The organism is Nonomuraea sp. NPDC049378 (genome assembly GCF_055586745.1).
The window spans coordinates 179,485-199,078 of record NZ_JBVJHP010000012.1 but is presented as its reverse complement, the minus strand read 5'-3'; the positions used below and the strand labels follow the sequence as shown (position 1 = coordinate 199,078).

Genomic DNA, 19,594 nt, shown 5'->3' with positions numbered 1-19,594 from the left:
CAGTAGAGACAAGAGTTCGGTGCGGGTGGTTGTGATACGGCGACAGCCGGATCAGGTTCCGGTTCGTCTCGATGGCGGTCTTCGGCTGCCCGCTCACGACCGTCGCCGCTACATGATCACTGGGCGAGCCGGTGCGTCGCCGTGGCACGCCTGGTGCGGCGGTGGGGAGAAGATCTTTCTGGGAAACCCCTCGGGCTGAGCGCCGTACTGCGTGCCTTCGGCCCGCTGGACCGTCCGTACGAGATGGGCCCTGGCGTGCTGCAGATGTGTGGTCTGGACGCCTCGCTGCCCGTGGCGGGGCGCCTCTAGATGTACAACGACCACTTGGTGCAGTCGGCGAAGCGTTCCGGTACGTAGCCGAGGTTCTTGGACGGGCGGTTGTCCAGCACCGCGCCGCAGGCACGAACGTAGTAGCCGGCCCGGGTGTAGGCGCCGGTGTGCGTGCGAGACTTCGTACCTCCCAGCTTGCGCTCGCCGAGCCTGTCGACGGTCGACGATCCGGGCTGTTTGCGCTCCAGCCATACCCAGCCCGTACGCATCCACGGCAAGGGGCTTTCGATGAGCCCCCATGCGCAAGGCCCGCCGACTCGGAGGACGACCTTCCCGCCAGGGATGCCGAAGGCAGTGTCGGCCTCGAAGAAGTTCCCGCTGGCGGCGATCCGCTCGGACATCCTCCGGCTGCCGTCACAGACGGCTGCCTGCGCCGGCGTCGCCAGCGCGGTTGTGAGGAACAGGGGGATGAGGAGGGCCGAGCTGAGCCCGATGACAACTGCGCACTTGGAACGTGCCATGATGATCTCCCGGTCCTGGATGGCAGCTTGCCTGTCGGCAAGTCGTGACCGGACTGTAAGAGCGTCCACGCGTCCGTAGCCATGCATAAGTACGCACAGGCGGCCGGTAAAGCTACCTTGATGCCACCCCGGTGCCGCAGAACGTGCGTGGCCGGGCCGAACCGCTGTGCCGGCTCGCCGATGGCCAGCCGGGTGTCGCCTACCTCGCCGGCGAGAGAGCTCAACGTCCGGGGTAGGGCGGCGGTGCTGTGGCGGGCCGCCGATCGGTGACCCGCCCGCGCCGCCGGTCACGGTGTGGCCGTGCCCCCGTCCACGCCGATCGCCGGGAGCGGCCGTGCCGCCCTGGTCGCCGCCCGCGCGTCAGGCCCGCACGCCGCCTCCAGCAAGTGGTTCCCGATCGCGAAGTCGATGGCGTGCGTGACAGGACTACCGTTCTCGTCGAGCTGCTGGTAGTTCCTCAGGTTGATGCCGAAGGCGAACTGGTGGCCGCCGTCGGCGTCGGAGAACGCGAAGGTCTGCATGCCGGGGACGCTCCCGTCGTGCCCCCAGAACCTGCCGCACGGCAGGTCGAGAGGGAAGATCCCGAGACCGTAGTCGACCGCGGCGCCCGACAACGACCGGATGGGCACGGTCTTCTGCATCTCGGCGAGCAGAGTCGCGTCGAGCAGCTCTCCGCGCAGCAGCAGCCGGAAGAAGCGGTTGAGGTCCTCCATCGTCGAGGCGACCGCACCCGACGTCCAGGCCCAGGACATGTTGTAGACGCTGTAGTCCTTGGGCGGGTCGAAGTAGCCGAACAGCGCCTCGTACGCCTTGGAGCTCGGCCCAGGCAGGTACGGCGTACGCGGGAACGACGTGTGCCGCAGCCCGGCCTTCCGGAAGACCTGGTCGGTGATGTACCGCTCGGCACTCGTGCCCGTCACCTTCTCCAGCAGCAGGCCGGCGATGACGAAGTTCGTGTTCGAGTACGACCCGGGTGTCACCCCCGGCTGCCCGGTCGCTGGGGCGCCGAGCCCCGCCCGCGCCAGCTCCTCCGGCGGGAAGGCGCGGAAGCGGTTGGCGTCCAGGCTCTCGATCGTCGGGAAGAGCACCTCGGTGTGGTTGGCGATGTGGCTGGTGTGGTTGAGCAGCATGCGTACGGTGATCTGCTGCCCGCGCTCACCCGGGAGCAGATCCGGCAGATAGCGGCCGATGGGGGCGTCGAGCTCGATCGTGCCCTTGCTGACCTGCTGTAGCACCGCCACGGTGACGAACGACTTGGTGATGCTCCCGGCCCGGTGCACCATCTCGGGACGCATCGGGCGGCGGGTCTCGACGTCGGCGACGCCCGCGGCGCCCTTCCAGCTCCGCCGGCCGTCCACGACGTTCGAAGAGGTGCCGTACATGCCGGCCTCGTGCACGGCGTCCAGCGTCTGGCGCAGCCGCTGCCGGTCGAGGCCGCCGTCCTCGGCGACGGCCGCGGGTGCCGCCGCGAGCAACGCGGCGGCCAGGGTCGCGGCTCCCAGCCGCGAGGCGAGTGTGCCGAATCGACGAGTGGTCATGGCGCTCAGCATGAGCCTTCCGCTCGGCAAAGGTCAGTGTTCTGTATCACTGGTCCCGCATGACAGAAGTCAGTTCTCACACCAAGTCGGTGTGGCCGTCGGCGGTCAGGCCGGGCGCTGGGCCGGCGCCTCCTGGGCCTGATCAGGAAGAAGGCTTGACGGACCCGGCCTCGGCCATCAGGGGGTGGGTCGCTCGCGGTCCAGGCGGTGCTGCGGGCTGGACCACCTTGCACTGCCGGTTCGGGCAGAGCAGCGCAGTACTGTGACTTCGCATGACCGACACCGAGATCGAGATCACCGCAGACCTGGTCCGCGACCTGCTTCGGGAGCAACATCCAGATCTCGCAGGGCTGGCCATCCGTGAGGTGGAGGGTGGCTGGGGCAACCAGATATGGCGCCTCGGGGACGAGTTGGCCGTGCGCATGCAGCGCATGGACCCCACCCCGGAGCTCCAGCTCAAGGAGCGGCGGTGGCTGCCCGTGCTGGCCCCGCGCCTGCCGCTCCCGGTGCCGACCCCGGTGCGGTTCGGCGAACCGTCCGGGCGCTTCCCCAAGCACTGGACCGTGATGACATGGGTTCCCGGCGAGCCGCTGGACCACGGCTTGATCAGCCGCGGCGCCCACGCGGCCGACACGCTGGCGGGCTTCCTCGGAGCGCTCCATGTGGAGGCGCCCGCCGAGGCCCCGGCCAGTTCGGACTTCGGCGCTCACCCCAAGAGGTGTACGGGCGGCTTCGAGCAGTTCTTGCAGGCCCTTGACCCCGACGCCGTCGGCGATGTCCGCGCCGTCCGGGCCGTCTGGGCCGATGCCGTCGCGGCCGCCGAGTGGGAGGGCCCGCCGGTGTGGGTGCACGGCGACCTCCATCCCGCGAATGTCGTCGTCTCGGACGGAACGCTCTCGGGTGTGATCGATTTCGGTGCCTTGTTCGCCGGCGATCCCGCGTGGGACCTCGGCGCCGCGTGGGTGCTGCTCCCCGCGGGCGCGGCTGCCCGGTTCTTCGACGCGTACGGGCACGCGGACGAGGCGACGATCCGGCGCGCCCGCGGGCTGGCCGCTATGAAGAGCCTCTTCCTGATGCTCATGGGACAGAACGGGGATCGGGGCCTTCCCGGCGGCAAGCCGCACTGGGGGCCTGCGGGCCGGGCGGCACTTGATCGTGTTCTGGCGGGCGTTTGAGGCCGTCTGCCAGGGTGGCGGTCATGATGTTCGCCTCGAATCCAGTTGATGTGCTGCGAAGAGACGGACGACGTCACCTGCCCGGGACGAGCTCGGCCAGGTGGCGCAGCGAGTTGATGAGATGGTCGGGGCCGAACGGCGGGAACCGGAGGTATGCCCGGACGGAGTCGGGCACCGCCGACCAGTCGTAGCTGAGCGTGACCTCGGTCTTGGACGGACCGAGCGGCGTGAGGTCGTACCGCCAGATCCAGCCGCCGAACTCCAGCTGACCGTCGCCCTTGTCATAGCCCGTCAGCCAGCCGATGGCGCGCGGCGGGTCGAGCACCTGGACCTTGTTGACCACCTGGTAGTCACCGTCCGGATGGTCGGCGTGATGCATGTCCATCCGGAAGATCTGCCCCACCTCGGTCAGCGGCGCCTGGTTGACGGCTTCCTGCACCCAGCCGGTGCCGTCGATCGCGGCGTGGCTCGCCGGGTCCGCCAGCACCGCGAACACCCTCGCGGCGGGCACGGCGACGGTCAGGGTGGCGTTCACGTTCTCCTCGTTCATGGTGTGCACGCTCCGTGTCATCTCAGGCCTCCTGCTCCATGCGTGCCCGCCGGGTCCGCAGGAAGGTTCGTTCGGTGTCGTTGGCAGCCCAGGTGATCGCCTGGTCGTAGGCGGCGACGGCCTCGGCGGTGCGGCCCAGGCGGGCCAGCAGGTCGGCGCGGGTGGCGGGCAGCAGGTGGTAGCCCGGCAGGTCCAGCTCGTCGATGGCGGCCAGCGCCTGCGCCGGTCCGTGCACCTCGGCGACGGCGACCGCTCGGTTGAGTGCCACGATCGGGGTCGGGGACTGCCGCAGCAGCTGGTCGTACAGGGCCAGCACCTGCGCCCAGTCGGTGGCCGGCCCGTCGGTGTGCACGGCGTTGATCGCGGCCTGCAGCTGGTACGGTCCCGGCTGGTCGCGGCGCAGGCAGCGGCGTACCAGCTCGTGTCCTTCGGCGATCAGCTCCCGGTTCCACAGCGAGCGGTCCTGCTCGGCCAGCACCACCAGCTCACCGGCCGGCCCCAGCCGGGCGGGCCGGCGGGCTTCGGTGAGCAGCAGCAGCGCCAGCAGGCCGATCACCTCCGGCTCGTCGGGCATCAGCTCGGCCAGTTCCCTGGCCAGGCGGATCGCCTCCAGGCTCAGGTCGGTGCGCAGGAGCTCCCCCGCCGTGGCGGTGTATCCCTCGTTGAAGACCAGGTAGAGCACGGTGAGAACCGGCGCCAGCCGGTCGGGGAGCTCGGCGGCGCCGGGCACCCGGTAGGGGATGCCGGCGTCGCGGATCTTCTTCTTGGCCCGGACGATCCGCTGGAAGACGGTCGCCTCCGGAACAAGGTAGGCGCGCGCGATCTCGGCCACCTCCAGGCCGCCGAGCAGGCGCAGGGTGAGCGTGGTCTGCGCGAGCGGCGACAGCGCCGGGTGGCAGCAGGTGAAGATCATGCGGAGCTGGTCGTCGCGCACCGGTCCCACCTCCTGGGGTTCGCCGGGCTGGTGCAGCAGCAGTGCCTGGGCGTGGCGCGCTTCGCGGGTGGATTCACGGCGCAGGCGGTCGATCGCCCGGTTGCGGGCGGTGGTCACGATCCATGCGCCGGGATTGGGCGGCGGCGCCTCGCCCCACTTCTGGACGGCCACCGCGAAGGCGTCCTGCACGAACTCCTCGGCCAGGCCGATGTCCCCCAGTTGGCGCGTCAGCGTGGCCACGCACCGGCCGTACTCGGCCCGGTAGACGCCGTCCAGATCCACCGCGTCCATCGCCTGCTCACTTCCACTGCGCGTCTTCGAACGGGCGCACCTCGATCGGGGCCCCGCAAGCCAGCGCGCACCTCTCGCCCCAGGCCAGCGCCTGGTCCAGGTCGTCGCACTGGATCACCCAGAACCCGCCGAGCTGTTCCTTGGTCTCGGCGAACGGGCCGTCGGTCATGGTGGTCGTGCCGTTGCCAGGGCGTACGACGGTGGTGGCGTGCGAGCCCACCAGGCCACCCGCGAACACCCAGCAACCAGCCGCCTGCATGTCAGCGGTGACCTTGGCCGTCCGGGCCTGCTGCTCCTGCAGCTCCGCATCGGACGGCCATGACGTGCTCTCGTCGAACTGGACGGCCAGCAGGTACTTCTTCACGGTCGAACTCCTTGAACCAGGATCAGGCGGACATGCGGCGGGCGATGGCGGGGATCACGATCGCGGCGGCGACCACGTGCGTCACCATCAGCAGCACCTTCGTGGCCACCGACGCGCCGACGAGCACATCCGGTACCAGGGACAGCGCGGTCAGCACCAGCGTGGCACGGACGAACGCCGTACGCGCCCGCCGGGCCCAGCGGGCCAGCGCCACGGCCAGCACCAGGCCTGCCAGGGAGAAGACGACGGTCAGCACCGCGAAGCCGGATGCGGGGATCGGCGCGCCGTTGACGACGAGGCTGATCCCGGCGGCCTCGCCCGCCGCGGCGACGGCCGCGGTCGCCGCGCCGGCCACGAGGGAGGCGGTCAGACCGCCGATGATCAGCCGCTTGGCGGTAGCGGTGGTGGCGGCGGTAGCGGTGATGATGGACATTGCGGACCTCCGGTGAGTGGTGACCGGCCCGTCGCCGGCCTCTCACCCTGGCTACGAACGGGCTCGACGCCACTCGACACGTCCGCAGAGAAATTCGGAAGAAGTCTTCACCCGACCGCCTCCGAGGCGACAGGACCTGCCCCTTCCATGCTCGCGGGTGGCCGGATCCACGGTGGACAGGGAGGGCCTGGCCGATCCGAGCTTTCGCACCTGCGGGCTGATGTTCGTTTCCACATTCACCGTCGTGCTCCCGTAGTGCGACGATCTTTTTGCGGGAGGCGAGCCTACGTGTTCGTTGCGATATCCAAATGAGCGCCTTCAAGAGCGCAGCTCCGGATTTCCACTCGCATCATGTGATGTCGGTCGGACATCTGACAGGGCGATATCCGGACTTCTGCCGGACACTTTCATCCGATTGCCAGCGCCGGCCGGGCGCTGCCGATCGTCTTCTGGCTGGTCACGTCCTTGGACTGAGTGTAGACGCGGGCTCCGGCCCTGCCAGGTCCCGGTTGTGGCCGGGTGTCGTGTGAGGTCTAGAATCACGCCGGGTGGGGATAATTTTCGACGCTGTGATCGGCGAACTCCCGCTGGTGCAACGAGTGTGGTCGGCGAGCTGTGACACCACGACTGTCTTCAGCTCGGTGGTCAAAGCCTCATCCATGATCGCGTTTGCGCGAGGTGACCGTGGAATGACGGTGCACGTGCGCGGACCGGAGACGAAGGGCTCATCGCTGACTTTCCCGGCCGGCTGGGAGTTTTTCGGTGTGGAATTGCGGCTCGGTGCCTGTCTGCCGCTTCACCCGCCCTCCGGTCTGACCGACCTCAGGGATGCGTTGGTGCCGACCCTCCCGGGCGGCCGGATCCTGCTGGGCAACCGGGACTGGGAGATGCCGACCGTGCAGAACATCGACGTCTTCGTCGACCGGCTGGTGCGCGCAGGTCTGCTGTCCTTCGACCCGCTCATCGACGAGATCCGGCACGGCGAACGGCCACGCGGCATGTCCGAACGGAGCGCGCAGATCCGGTTCCGCCGGGCCGTCGGGATCTCGCACCGCAAGCTCGCCAGCATCGAGCAGGCACGGCACGCCGCGCAGCTCCTCATGGCGGGGAGCTCGATCGCCGACGTGGTCACCGCCGGCGGCTATTACGATCAGTCACAGCTCGCGCGGGCGATGCGGTGGGCGACCGGTCAGACTCCGGGCGAGTTGAGGTCCGGTACGCCGTTCCTGGCGTTGTGACACGGGTTCGGTTCGATACAAGACAGACCGACAAGCCGGATGGTTGACTCCCGGCCGTGCGAAAACTGATCGAATACGACCACCTCTCGATCGATGGGAGGATGTCCGGCGACGCCTGGTGGGCCGGGCAGGCGAAGATCGTCCCCAACGACGACCACTTCGCCTATCAGCTCGGGCTGCTGTCCTCGGCGGCCGGTCTCGTGCTCGGCCGGGCGACCTATGAGGGCTTCGCCCAAACCTGGCCGACCATGACCGGCGATGTCGCAGACAAGATCAACTCCTTGCCCAAGTACGTCGCCTCCACCACGCTGACCGGCACCACGTGGAACGCGGAGGTGCTGGCCGGCGATGCGGTCGAGGCAGTCGCCCGGCTCAAGGAGGCCGGCGACGGCACATTGATCAAGTATGGCAACGGCCCGTTCAGCCGGGCGCTGGTCGAGGCGGGTCTGCTCGACGAGCTGCATCTGAGCATCTCCCCGTTCGTCGCTGGATCCGGTGAGTCGCTGCTGTCCGGCATGCGTGCCACCGCAATGGATCTGACGAAGGTGACCGAGCTCGGTAACGGCACAGTGGTGCTGACCTATGTGCCGAGTCGGTGGACAGGGACGGGGGAATCGACATGACTCAGGGTGCGTACGCCTCGGTGAACGGCATCGACCTCTACTACGAGGTTCTGGGCGCCGATCGGCCCGGTCCGCCGCTGATCATGCTGCACGGCGGCGCGTACACGTTCCGTCTGAGCTTCGACTCGTTGCTGCCGGCGTTGACCGCTGAGCGGAAGGTGATCGGTGTCGAGCTGCAGGGGCACGGGCACACCGCCGACAGTGACCGGCCGTTCTCCATCCGGCAGTGCGCCGAGGACGTGATCGCGCTGCTCGATCATCTCGGCGTCGAGCGGGCCGACCTGTTCGGCTACAGCCTGGGCGGGCTGGTCTCCACCGAGGTCGCTGTCTCGGCTCCGCACAGGGTCGGCCGGGTCGTGCTGGCGGCCTCGCATGTCCGGTCGACACGATCCGAGGCGTATTACCCCGAGATCACGGAGCTGAAGCTGGACTCGCCTCGGATGCCGACCGAGGAGGACTCCGCGGCGATGAAGCGTGCCTACGACGAGGTGGCGCCGAAGCCGGAGGACTTCTTCCCGTTCGTGGTGAAGCTCCAGCCGGCGGTGCACGATTTCGAAGGGTGGACGGATGAACAGCTGGCCCGGCTGACGATGCCGGTCCTGATCATCATCGGCGACACCGACTTCGTCCGGCTCGAGCACGCCGTCGAGATGAAGCAGCTGCTGCCGGACGCGCGACTCGCGATCCTGCCGGGCACGAAGCACCTGCAGGTCATCCGGCCCGACCTGGTGCTGCCGATGGTCACGGAGTTCCTGCGCCAGTGATCAGAGCCGGCGGGTGCGGCGCGGCCAGGTCCCGCCCGTACCGGTACAGGCGACTCGTACCGGTACGGGCGACTCGGCTGACCGCCCTGTACGGGATCCCGGTGACGCCCGCGAGCATGCCCGTGTGACGACGTCGTCCCCAACGCCTGGTCAGGCAGCCGAGGCGCACCGGTTCGGCCAGGACGAAGCGGCCGGAGAGACCACGTTCGTCGCCACGGGGCGTCAGCGCACGCGGAAGGCGCGCTCCACGGTCTGCTGGACCGTGTTACCCGCCGTGTCGCGCGCCGTGAGGCGGAGCGACGCGAACCCTCCCTGTCGCGGAAGGACCGGGACGATCGCCTTCCAGGTGTCCTTGCCGGCAGGCACGACCACGGCCTTGATCCACGAGGAGCCGTCGCGCGACACCTCGACACCGACGCGGGACAGCGGCCGGGTCGCCCCGGTCATGCGCTCCAGCCGCAGGGGCAGCACGAGGGCCCCCGGCCTGGTCGCGTTGTCCAGGTCGAGCTGGGGATAGGCACGCAGCACGAACAGCGGCACGGGACCGGCACCCGACGAGGTGAACGACCACTCCGTCCTGACCTTGGTGGACAGCTCGCTGGCCTTGGGGTTGACCGTGCCGTCCAGGACGAGCTGGAAACGCCCGGGACCGGACTCGACGGGGAAGGTCACCGTACCGGGCAGTTTGTCGGCCGTTCCCACGACCTGGCCGTCACGCAGGAGCGTCGTGGTGCCGCCGCCGTAGTCGCTGCTCACGGCGGAGCGGCCGGGACGGGGCGGGTGCCACAGCGGTATGCGCGTGATCGTGAAGGCCTTGTCGTTCCTGGTCACGGCGGCGTTGCCCGGCAGGGCAGGGCCCACGACGCCCGTGTTCCACCACTCCTTCTCGGTACGGCCGGCCCGGTAGGAGTCGGCCTCGGCGTGCTCGTCGGTCTGGTGGAGACGCCCGGTCGGCATGGTCTCGATGGAGCGCGCCCACGGCACGCCCGGCGTGAAGTACCAGGTCGGCGTGGCCGGCAACGACACGACCGCCTGGCTCCACGAGGTGTAGGACCCGGCGGGGCCGTCGGTGACGGGTCCCGCGCCGAACGCGCCCGTGGCGTCGGCCCGGAGGGTGGCCAGGTGCGCTCGTACGGTGCCCAGCTCGCGGTCACGCACCCGCAACGTGCTCGGCACGGATCCCTCCCTGCGCAGCAGCAGGTTGTACTGGTAGGGCGTGTCGGTGAACGTGCCGTCCGCGCGCAGGGCCGCCAGCTGGGTGAACGTCTCGAAGCGGAACCCGCGCGCCTTCCCCTCGGTGGGCGACACGCGGAAACGCAGCGGATCGGGCGAGACGTTCCGCGGCAGCGAGAAGCGGTCGAGGGAGAACCGCGCCCCCCACTGCCGGCCGTCCTGGCGGTCCTGGATGAAGGTGAAGGTCTCTCCCGCCGTCCTGGCGTCGGCGTGGTCGGTCGCCACGTTCAGCAGCCGCGCGTCGCGGGCGTCGAAGACGAGCTCCCGGTCCTCCTTGACCTCCAGACCGGGGACCGGCACCACGCTCAGCTCGTCGTGACCGTCGGGGAACGCGGTCCGCAGCACGGCATAGGCCAGGTAGCGGCCCGCGGGCACGCGGACGGGCCCCTCGCTGTCGCCGTGGTTGACGCCGATGCTGATGGGGTCGCCGCCGCTCTCCGGCATGAGCGTCATCGGCATGTAGTCGTCCGGGCGGTCGGGGACCGTACCGAGCTGGTCGATCATCTTCACGTGCAGGTCGTAGCTCTCCGCCTCGGTGGAGAGGTTGACCAGGGTGGAGATGGTGACGCCGCCGCCCGTCGCGGTGATGCGACCGGGGAAGGCGCCGGGGCGGGACGACTTCACCTGCGCGGTGACGGTGACCGCCGCGGTGTCGTTCGCGGGGACGGTCACCTGCGTGGCGCCCAGCGTGTACACGTCCTCGGGCGCGTCAAGGGCGAGGTCGAGCGTGACCGGCGCGGTGCCGGAGTTGCGGTAGGTGAGGGTCCGCTCGATGGGGTCGTCCTCGTACGGCCAGCGCAGGTGCCCGAAGGACAGCGTGCCCGCGTCGGCGGCGACGCTCTGCTTGACGGCCTTGGCGACGTCCACCCGGCCGGCGCCGTTGTCGGTGAGCGGCCCACCTGGCTTGACCGAGCCGACCAGGCTCGCCTTGAGCTGCTGCCACGTCCAGTCGGGGTGCTGCTGGGCCAGGATTGCGGCGGCGCCGGCGACGTGCGGGGCGGCCATCGACGTGCCGGAGTACGCGATGTGGCCGGTCGTGCCGGCCCGGGCGGCGGTGATGTCCACGCCTGGGGCGGTCAGGTCGGGTTTGATCGCGAAGTCCGCCACGCGGGGGCCTCGGCTGGAGAAGCTCGCGAGCTCGTCCTCGGAGTCCACCGCGCCCACCGTGAGCGCCGAGTCGGCGCTGCCCGGGCTGCCGAGCGTGCTCGCGCCCGGCCCGTCGTTGCCCGCGGCGATCACGAAGAGCACGCCGCTGTCGGCGGAGATGTGCTCGACGGCCTGCTCCAGCGGGTCGAGACCGGGCTCGTCTCGGTGGCCGAGGCTCAGGTTGACGATCTTGGCGCCCTGCTGGGCGGCCCACTCCATGCCGGCGATGATGCCGGAGGCGTAGCCGCTGCCGCTGTCGTTCAGCACCTTGCCGCTGAGCAGCCGGGCTCCGGGCGCGACGCCCTTGCGCGCGGGCGTCCCCGCGGCGCCCTGACCGGCGATCGTGGCGGCGACATGGGTGCCGTGGCCGTGCCGGTCCACGGCGTCCTGGCTGTCGGTGAAGTTCTGGGCGGCCTCCACCCGGCCGGCGAGGTCGGGGTGTTCGTCGTCGACGCCGGTGTCCAGAACGGCCACCTTGACACCCTCGCCGCTGAACCCGGCCTGCCAGGCCTCGGGCGCGCCGATCTGCGGAACGCTGCGGTCGAGCGAGGCCTTGACGGGCGCGTCGAGCCACACCTTCGCCACCGAGCTGTCCTGGTCGAGCTGCGTCCACACGGCCCGCTCGCGCGGAGCGGTGGCCGCCACGGCGTTGATCGAGGCCAGCGTACGGGCCCCGGCCAAGGAGGCCTTGGGCGCGGCCCCGTCCCGATACTGCACGATCAGCGGCAGCCCCTTGACCGAGGCGTCATCCAGCCCGGCCGCGATCAGCCGGGGAACCTGGAACAGGCAGCGATCCAGCACGCCTCTGGCCACGTCGCCGGCGACGTCCAGCGGGATGAGCGCCCAGTCGTCCTTGGTGCCCTCCGTGACGTACCGGACGTTCTTCCTGCCGGGACCCGCCTCGAAGGCGACACGATCACCGTCCACGGTCACGCGGTCTCCGGTGATCAGCGTCACGCTCCTGGCGGCGGCCGAGTCGGGCGGTGGGGTGTCCGCGACGGCAGGGGGGACGGCGGCCAAGGGGATCGCGAGCGCGACCACCGCGACGAGCGTTCTGGCTAACATCGTCGTTTCCTCCTCATAGGGCATGAGGAGTCAAGCAGGGGAGGATTCGCACGATCAAGCAACCTGGGTGGCGCCATCGGTCATGACGCATGTACGACACGGCGCCCGAGCGTCCGCAGCCGGGTGACCGGGCGGTCGGGCGCCGCGGCGCGAGGGAGTCACCCGCAGTGCCCCACGTACGGACTCGTGGCGACGGTGTACTGCGGGTGCGCCTCCGGCGGCCGGATGGCGGGGTTGCGGACCTTCCTGAACGTGCCGGAGGCCGCGACGCACTTGTTGACGCCGTTGAGCCTGACCGGACCCGCGTAGTACGTGAACTGGCCGCCGTCGTAGGCGCGTCCGATGCGCGGGTCGCACGTCCGCTTGCCCTTGGCGGAGCGCGCGCACGTGAGGAGGGTGACCGACATGGTCTTCTTCGTCGCGACGGACGCCGACGTGGCCCGTAGGACGGCGCAGTTGCGGGTGCCGTCCCAGTAGAGGTGAAGCTTGGCGATGACCCTTCCCCCGTTGTCCTTCATGTTCCGGGTCTGGAGCAGCTTTCCCGAACAGCCGTCCGCGGCGAGGGCGGGCTGGCTGACCGTGACCGCAGATGCGACGGACACCACTCCTGAGATCACGACCGCCGTGACGGCCCTGGCGATTCGTCTGGCTACGACCACCGAACACTCCCTCTGGTACACCATGATCCTTAACGGTGATCATCGTAGGCCGTACGGAGGTTCGACATCACAAAAGGTCATTTTCATCACGAAACTTCCAGGAAGTCCGAAGGTGCCCCTGAGGCGCCTAGTACTCCAGTGACATGTCGCGACCAGGGCGGCGAGCAGCCGGGGGATCTCGGGCAGGGTCAGGGGGATGCCGTCGTCTGTGGTGCTGGCCGTCGCCATGTGACCCCGATTCCTCAAGATCGCCAAGTGTCACCGGAGTACTAGGTCATGCGGACGCCCAACACGCTCAGCAGCGCTTCGGATATCCGGTTGTCGGCTCTGCGGTCGTAACTCTCGTATCCAGGCATCGGGTTCGCTTCCAGGACGGTCCACCCCTTCTGGCTCACCCGGAAGTCGAAACCGATGAAGTCGAGCCCCGACCATGCCTGGTATGCGTGACACGACGCCAGCACGTCGTCCGGCACCGGAACAACCGCGTAACGCTTCGGCGAAGGATCAAAGCGGTAATCGACGACGAGAGAGTCCTCCGACCGCTCGGGGGTCACACTGACAGCGATGGGTTCACCGCGCACCAGGTGCAATCGAACATCCACGCCCGGCACATACGCCTGGAACAGGACCGGGCTGTTTCGCAGTGAATTCACCCTCGCCGCTTCCGCATCGGTGAATGGGGAAACGATGGTCTTCTCCGAGCTCGCACCCTTGTACAGCACGCGGCCGTTCTGTTCGAGGAAGTCGCTGAGCGGCTCCCCGAAGTTCGTCAGCAGAGATGGAGGGGTCGTGAACCGGAAACCTGCGAGCACCCACAGATGATAGAGCTTGGAGCCGTTGCTGGGCTCGGAGCGCGGACGATTCACCACAGTGATCTCGCATGCGCCGAGCATTTCGACCAGGGCGCGTAACCGCGCACGGGCCGCGCCTCTCGCTTCCGCGGGCAGCAGCTCGGTGGTATCGATCAGACGGGAATATATGCCGCTGACCGATGATTTCGAGAGCTCAAGGACGATCTCGCCGTACCACAGTCGTCCTTCACGAGCTTCGCCGTCCCAGATCCACCCTCCATCGCCGAGATAACGCTGCACATCGAAGAACAGAAACGGAACATCGTGGCCCCTCGCCATCGCCGCAGTATGAGCCATGGTCTTGTCACGCGTGGCACCCAAGAGGACGATCACGAGTCCTTACCGCTCCCGCAGCAGACGTCAAGCAAAGCATCGTGTACCTTACCGGCCCACTGCCGGTACCAGGCGAGTGGCGGATCCGTCCTGATTGCGGAGACCAGAGGATGGCCTCGACGGCCGACCACCGCAACCGTATAGAAGCACAGGCCCTCTCTCGCGGCCTGGTTCCTGAAACGAGTCAACCAGGTCTTGTACCCTTCCGACGAGCGATCGAGGCCGCTCCCCGACCTCAAGGGGAACACGTGATCGCCCACCATCAGATACAGATCATAGGACGCAGTGTCACACACCTGTGCCCGCACGAACGGTGGCATCTCCCGCTCCGTCGGATCCGTGTCACCACACCAGGTGACCAAGGAAATCGCGTTCTGCCAATGAATCTCGCCGGCCGACTTCTCGTGGGCAAGATGCACCACTTCCTGGAGCTCAGCGGTGCGGGAACCCGTGTAGGTGGCGACGAACGAATCCCCGATCAGCGATCGTAGGCCCTGGACGTAGTCCCAAGCCCAACGACCCGGACGGTTCACCGTGTGGGACGCCATGCCTGCCAAGGACCACAGGGCGGCGAAGTACTCCTGGGATGCGAATCGCTCTTCTTCGACATCGATGATCGGTCGAAGGGCTCCGGCGTGCCTCACCCACACACAGGTGTCGGTGGACGTCAAACGCTGGCCATCCACGAAGCAGACCCATCGGGGATCACGGGCGTGCTCGTACGCAAGAGCCAAGGACATGTCTCGAAGATCGCTCACGAGCGCGCAAGAGACATTGCTTTTCGAACAATGCTCCTTGAAGGCCTGGGCGCCGTCGTCATGCGGAGGAGCAAAAACCAGGATCGACCGCATCACATCATTGGGCGCATGAATTGCTCCACGGCGCTTATCTCACCCGGAAGCACGACTGCGTCGATCGGGCTGAGAATCTCAGGGTCGCTGGCCTCCTTGCCCTCGCTGTCCTTCTCGCTCGATTCCTTACCCGTCTCGTTCCCGTCGGAGCCGCCTTCCTTTCCATCGGAATGACAGCCGTCCGCGGCAAGGGACAGGGCGTTGGCGATGGCGTCATCGATCGTGAGCGCTGACAACCTGAAGTCGCCAAGGACGTCCGGGCGGGCATTCTCAACGATGAAGAACTTTTCCCTCGCCACACGAATCACCCCTCCGCCTTGCGCTCGGCCAGCAGATCGCCGATGTTGACGCCATTGATGACGAGGCCGGAAACGTCACTCGCCTCTATCACGACATTGTTGAAGCTGCACTTCAACATCCGACTGTCATCGAACGAAACCTGTGCGAACGTGTCGCTTCGGAGGGAGGTGTCGATGAACTCGCAGTCGCTGAAACTCGACCGTACGAAGCGACTGCCGTCCAGAATTGAACCCACCCACGCCGTCTGCTGCGAATTGGCGCCTTGATAGAGCACGTTTGATCTTGGCGAGTCAGCCTCTGCCATAATTCCCCTCCCGGCAGTCGACGCTACACAGGACGATAACCCGGATGCCGGGCCTCCACAAGAGGCGCTTTCATGAACTGCATCCGCGCACGATTGGGAAGATCGGAGAGGATGCGAGTAAAGATCTACAGCCGAACGGATCTGGATCTCGCGCGTCTTAAGGCCGGCAGGGAGGAGGCGTCCGCCATGGATTGTGCTTGCACAATGATGCTCATCAGCGGCACCTTCAGTGCCTTGTTCGCGCGACTGGATGTTTTTGCTACAAGATATTCTGACCGCAGGTCAAACAATGGCGGACTCCGCAGGCATCCACCGGGTGATCCTAGCCGTTGAGGCCCTCAGGAATGGGCCCGGAGTGAGGCGCTCTTCCGCCGTCCAACGGTCCGGCGGTGTCGAAGGTGTGCGCCCTGCCGGAGCTCGGAGGCGATGTCGTACGACGCCGCCGCAGTCGGTCCTGGGGAAGGGTCTATAGGGGATTCGTGTTGTGGGAGAGGCGGATGCGCAGGGCCTCGATGATCAGGTCGAGGGTGAAGTTGAAGGCGACGTCGGCGCGGGGGACGCCTGGCGGCGCAGTACGGACTACGCGGGCAAGTGTCGCTGCCTGGGCGAGCGCTTCGGCTGGGTAGAGGTCTTCCGGGGAGACCAGGTCCAGGCTTGCGCCGATCGTCACTATGTCAAGCATGGCTATCGCGAGCATGACGTCGCGATCGGTGAAGCCCGCGCGGGACAGGACGATGGCCACGTTCTCCAGCGTGGTGATCGTGGCGTCAAGGTCGGCGGGGGACGTTGCCAGCAGGGGGATGACCCACGGGTGCTTGGCCATCGAGGCCCGCTGGGCGGAGGCGACGTGCCGGATCACATCCGCCCAGTCGGCGGTGACGTCGACGCGGACCGCCAGTGCCTCGTGCAGCCGCTGCCGGATCAGCTCGATGATCTCGGCCCGCCCGCTCACGTGGTTGTAGAGCGAGGACTGGCGGACATTGAGCCGCCTCGCCAGATCGGGCACGGTGAAGCCGCCGGTCTCGCTGGTCATCTCCAATGCGGCGGTCGCAATGATCTCCCGTGAAAGAAGTGCCTTGCGCGGGCGCGGCATCCCGTGGTCCCTTCCGGATTGCTTTCCATGGTGGCGGCCGACGCGATAAACGAACGTCATTCGGTTGGCGCCTTGACAGCTGTAAATCCTGGTAGACACCATACCGGAGAAACGAATCCGGATTCGTTTGCCGTGTTCGGCTTCCACGAGAGGACTCCGGTGGACCATTCCCCTTGGTGGCACGGTGCCACGCTTTACCACGTCTACGTCCGCTCGTTCCAGGACGGCGAAGGGGACGGCTATGGAGATCTCCAAGGTCTCATCGGACGTCTCGACTACCTCCAGTGGCTCGGAGTCGACGCCCTCTGGCTCTCTCCCACGATGCCGTCTCCCAACCACGACTGGGGCTATGACGTCTCCGACTACCGTGGCGTCCATCCAGAGCTGGGTACGCTGGACGACTTGGACGTTCTCATCGCCCAGGCGTGGGAGCGCGGGATGCGCGTCATACTCGACCTCATCCCGAACCACACCAGCAGCGAGCATCCGTGGTTCGTCGAAGCCCGTTCCGACCCGGGCTCGCCGTACCGCGACTACTACGTGTGGGCGCCGCCCAAGAGCGACGGGTCGCTGCCGAACAACTGGGTCGACGACACCGGCGAACCGGCGTGGACATGGGACGAGAAGAGCGGCGAATACTACTTCCACAATTTCCTCCCCGAACAGCCGGACCTCAATTGGTGGAATCCGGCGGTGCATGCCGAATTCGCCGCCATCATGGACTTCTGGTTCGACCGCGGGATCGCCGGATTCCGGATCGACGTGGCGAATGGGCTGTACAAGGACGCGCTGCTCCGGGACAACCCCACGCACGACGGCGCCCACATCTACGGCACCGAGGTCCAGGGACGATACGGGATACAGCACCTGTACAACTTCAACCAGCCGGAAGTGCACGACGTCTACCGGGAATGGCGCCGGCGTGCGGAGAGCCGGGTGGAGACGCCGTTGCTCCTCGGTGAGACGTGGGTGGCGCGGGTCGACGAGCTCGTGCCGTATTTCGGGGACGACGACGAGCTGCATCTGGGGTTCAACTTTCCGTTCATCTTCGCGCCGTTCGAGGCGCCGGCCCTTTCGCGGGTGGTGGCGGAGTCTCTGGCCTCCTTCCCCGAGGGGACGTGTCCGATCTGGGCCGGCTCGAACCATGACCTGCCGCGCATGGCGACGCGATGGGCGGCCGGAGACAACCGCAAGACCCGCCTGGCGCACACCCTCATGGCGACCCTTCCCGGGACCTACGCGCTCTACTACGGCGACGAGCTGGGAATGGTGGACAGCGACATTCCGGCCCGGTTGCACCGTGATCCGCTCACGGCCGGCGGCCGGAACGGGCAGTGGCCGCGGGACAACGCGCGTGCCCCCATGCGCTGGGACCGCACTGTCGGCGCGGGGTTCACGACCGGCACACCTTGGCTTCCGCTGCCCGACGACGAGAGCGTCAACGTGGCTGAGCAGCGGGCCGACTCTGCATCGACTCTCGCTCTCGTCCGCGCGCTCGTGCTGCTCCGCCGGGAAGCCTTCGCCGGCGGCATCGCCGGCTACCGCGAGGTAGAGGTGAGCGCTTCGCGATGGATCTACACCTGCGGCCCGCTGACGGTGGCGGCCAACTTCTCCGCCGAGCCGCAGCGGCTGACGCTGACCGGTGAGCCGCTGCTGTCGAGTGCCACGGTGCGCGAGAGCCTGCCCGAGACCGGCACGAACCCGACGCTGCGCCCCTGGGAAGCGGTCGTCCTGCGGACCGCGGGATGACCCGGCGAGGAACGAGGAGGAGATGGACGTGAGGGCGCGGCGTGGGCTGTCCGCCGCAGCGGGCGCGCTTATCCTTGCGGTCACCGGCTGTGCGACGCCGGACAGCAGGCTCGATGCGGCGCGGCAGCACTTGTCGGGCCGCGGGCCGATCACGTACGTCCAGGCGTCGGACGTGGCCGGGGCCGCGACCAAACAGGTCATCGAGACGTGGAACCTGCGTCATCCGGACCAGCGGGTCACGCTCAGGCAGTTCAGTGACGTCGACGAACTGCACGACAATCTTGTGCGTCACTTCAAGGCCGAGGACGCGAACTACGACGTCCTCGGCGCCGATATCGTGACGATCGCGGAGTACGCGGCGCACCGCTGGCTGCAGCCCTTCGAGGGCGACTACACCTTCGACACGTCGCCGCTGCTGGAGCAGACGGTCACGACCGCGCGGTATCAGGGCACTCTCTACGCCGCGCCGTTCATGACGGACGCCGGCCTGCTCTACTACCGCAAGGACCTGGTACCGCGTCCGCCTCGGACGTGGAAGGAGCTGCTGAAGTACTGCGAGATCGCCCGGGAACGGCGCATGGGCTGCTACGCCGGGCAGTTCGCCAAGTACGAGGGCCTCACCGTCAACGTAGCGGAGGCCGTCGCCGCCGCGGGCGGCAGCTTCGTCAAAGCCGACGGCACGACCCCGTCGGCCGACACCCCGGCCGTCCGCAAGGGCCTGTCCCTACTCGTCGACGCCTATCGCGCCGGCGACATCCCGCAAGAAGCGATCACCTACCAGGAGGAAGACAGCCGCCAGGCGTTCGAAGCCGGCAAACTACTGTTCCTGCGCAACTGGTCCTACGTGTATCCGCTGGCCGAGAGCGACGGCGGCTCCGTGGTGAAGGGCAAGTTCGGGGTGGCCATGCTTCCGGGGGTCGACGGGCCCGGGCGGGCGGTGCTCGGCGGTCAGGACAACGCGGTGAACGTCTACTCCAAGCGCAAGGCGACCGCCCGAGACTTCCTCATTTACCTGCAGTCTCCGGACGTGCAGCGGAAACTGCTCATCGAGCAGGGCCAGCCTCCCGTCGTCAAGAGCCTCTACCGCGACAGGTCGCTGCTCGACGATCCCGCGCTCGGCTACCTGGGCGCGCTCGAACGGAGCATCGCCACCGCGGCCGAGCGGCCTGTCACGCCGTTCTATCCGGCTGTGACCCAGGCCATCAGCGAGAACGCCTACGCGGCCATCAAGGGCGAGAAGCCGGTCGACAAGGCCGTCGAAGACATCCAGGCGGCGATCCTCGCCGCGACCAGCGAGCAGTGACGCACG

General features: G+C 67.9%; 19 protein-coding genes. 6 read left to right on the top strand and 13 right to left on the bottom strand.

Translation table 11 applies throughout. The annotated features are described in order from the left end of the window. Positions 1-305 precede the first annotated feature (305 nt). On the bottom strand, positions 306-791 hold the full coding sequence (locus tag ACZ6SA_RS26245; protein ID WP_347643852.1) for a hypothetical protein: 486 nt from the start codon (positions 789-791) through the stop codon (positions 306-308). Between the two features lie 287 nt (positions 792-1,078). Continuing rightward, complete coding sequence (locus ACZ6SA_RS26240; protein WP_465831017.1) at positions 1,079-2,329, bottom strand: serine hydrolase domain-containing protein; 1,251 nt, start codon at positions 2,327-2,329, stop codon at positions 1,079-1,081. Positions 2,330-2,601: 272 nt separating this feature from the next. Between ACZ6SA_RS26240 and ACZ6SA_RS26235 the strand changes: the two genes are divergently transcribed. Beyond that, on the top strand, positions 2,602-3,504 hold the full coding sequence (locus ACZ6SA_RS26235) for an aminoglycoside phosphotransferase family protein (protein ID WP_465831015.1): 903 nt from the start codon (positions 2,602-2,604) through the stop codon (positions 3,502-3,504). A 73-nt stretch (positions 3,505-3,577) separates the two neighbouring features. Here the strand turns inward: ACZ6SA_RS26235 and ACZ6SA_RS26230 are convergent, their stop codons facing one another. The 4 genes from ACZ6SA_RS26230 to ACZ6SA_RS26215 are packed head-to-tail and all read right to left on the bottom strand — an operon-like array spanning position 3,578 to position 6,076. Then, positions 3,578-4,075 carry an SRPBCC domain-containing protein gene (locus ACZ6SA_RS26230; protein ID WP_465831013.1) on the bottom strand — a complete coding sequence of 166 codons (498 nt, stop codon included), beginning with the start codon at positions 4,073-4,075 and terminating at the stop codon, positions 3,578-3,580. A 1-nt stretch (position 4,076) separates the two neighbouring features. Beyond that, positions 4,077-5,279, bottom strand: coding sequence for an RNA polymerase sigma factor (locus tag ACZ6SA_RS26225; protein WP_465831011.1), 1,203 nt, complete (start codon positions 5,277-5,279; stop codon positions 4,077-4,079). 7 nt (positions 5,280-5,286) lie between these two features. After that, complete coding sequence (locus tag ACZ6SA_RS26220; protein ID WP_347643847.1) at positions 5,287-5,643, bottom strand: YciI family protein; 357 nt, start codon at positions 5,641-5,643, stop codon at positions 5,287-5,289. Between the two features lie 22 nt (positions 5,644-5,665). Continuing rightward, a complete protein-coding gene (locus ACZ6SA_RS26215) occupies positions 5,666-6,076 on the bottom strand; it encodes a DUF6069 family protein (RefSeq protein ID WP_347643846.1) in 411 nt (136 codons plus the stop codon). A 569-nt stretch (positions 6,077-6,645) separates the two neighbouring features. On the opposite strand from ACZ6SA_RS26215, the gene ACZ6SA_RS26210 reads away from it, so the two are divergent. Genes ACZ6SA_RS26210 through ACZ6SA_RS26200 form a run of 3 tightly spaced genes read left to right on the top strand, consistent with a single transcriptional unit; the run spans position 6,646 to position 8,701 of the window. Continuing rightward, positions 6,646-7,314: a helix-turn-helix domain-containing protein gene (locus ACZ6SA_RS26210; protein ID WP_347643845.1), complete on the top strand. Its 669-nt coding sequence runs from the start codon at positions 6,646-6,648 to the stop codon at positions 7,312-7,314. 56 nt (positions 7,315-7,370) lie between these two features. After that, on the top strand, positions 7,371-7,937 hold the full coding sequence (locus ACZ6SA_RS26205; protein WP_443154099.1) for a dihydrofolate reductase family protein: 567 nt from the start codon (positions 7,371-7,373) through the stop codon (positions 7,935-7,937). Further along, positions 7,934-8,701, top strand: coding sequence for an alpha/beta fold hydrolase (locus ACZ6SA_RS26200; protein ID WP_347643843.1), 768 nt, complete (start codon positions 7,934-7,936; stop codon positions 8,699-8,701). Before ACZ6SA_RS26205 ends, ACZ6SA_RS26200 begins: the two co-directional genes overlap by 4 nt. Before the next feature lie 222 nt (positions 8,702-8,923). Here the strand turns inward: ACZ6SA_RS26200 and ACZ6SA_RS26195 are convergent, their stop codons facing one another. From ACZ6SA_RS26195 to ACZ6SA_RS26165, 7 genes are all read right to left on the bottom strand, one after another. After that, on the bottom strand, positions 8,924-12,145 hold the full coding sequence (locus tag ACZ6SA_RS26195) for a S8 family peptidase (RefSeq protein WP_465831007.1): 3,222 nt from the start codon (positions 12,143-12,145) through the stop codon (positions 8,924-8,926). 158 nt (positions 12,146-12,303) lie between these two features. Beyond that, positions 12,304-12,804, bottom strand: coding sequence for a hypothetical protein (locus tag ACZ6SA_RS26190; protein ID WP_465831005.1), 501 nt, complete (start codon positions 12,802-12,804; stop codon positions 12,304-12,306). 269 nt (positions 12,805-13,073) lie between these two features. Further along, positions 13,074-13,988, bottom strand: a complete 915-nt coding sequence (locus ACZ6SA_RS26185; protein ID WP_465831003.1) for an ATP-grasp domain-containing protein — start codon at positions 13,986-13,988, stop codon at positions 13,074-13,076. Next, on the bottom strand, positions 13,985-14,839 hold the full coding sequence (locus ACZ6SA_RS26180; RefSeq protein ID WP_465831001.1) for a hypothetical protein: 855 nt from the start codon (positions 14,837-14,839) through the stop codon (positions 13,985-13,987). Before ACZ6SA_RS26180 ends, ACZ6SA_RS26185 begins: the two co-directional genes overlap by 4 nt. Next, entirely contained in the window at positions 14,839-15,147 is a 309-nt protein-coding gene (locus ACZ6SA_RS26175; protein WP_347643838.1) for a hypothetical protein, read from the bottom strand. The genes ACZ6SA_RS26180 and ACZ6SA_RS26175 overlap by 1 nt, the downstream gene beginning before the upstream one ends. After that, complete coding sequence (locus ACZ6SA_RS26170; RefSeq protein WP_347643837.1) at positions 15,144-15,443, bottom strand: pentapeptide repeat-containing protein; 300 nt, start codon at positions 15,441-15,443, stop codon at positions 15,144-15,146. Before ACZ6SA_RS26170 ends, ACZ6SA_RS26175 begins: the two co-directional genes overlap by 4 nt. A gap of 466 nt (positions 15,444-15,909) precedes the next feature. After that, positions 15,910-16,596, bottom strand: a complete 687-nt coding sequence (locus tag ACZ6SA_RS26165) for a TetR/AcrR family transcriptional regulator C-terminal domain-containing protein (RefSeq protein WP_465830999.1) — start codon at positions 16,594-16,596, stop codon at positions 15,910-15,912. Between the two features lie 99 nt (positions 16,597-16,695). Between ACZ6SA_RS26165 and ACZ6SA_RS26160 the strand changes: the two genes are divergently transcribed. Then, positions 16,696-18,285, top strand: coding sequence for an alpha-amylase family glycosyl hydrolase (locus tag ACZ6SA_RS26160; RefSeq protein ID WP_465830997.1), 1,590 nt, complete (start codon positions 16,696-16,698; stop codon positions 18,283-18,285). 28 nt (positions 18,286-18,313) lie between these two features. Then, the gene (locus ACZ6SA_RS26155; protein WP_465830995.1) at positions 18,314-19,588 is read left to right on the top strand and encodes an ABC transporter substrate-binding protein; all 1,275 of its coding nucleotides are present in this window, start codon (positions 18,314-18,316) and stop codon (positions 19,586-19,588) included. The last annotated feature ends 6 nt before the right edge of the window (positions 19,589-19,594 follow it).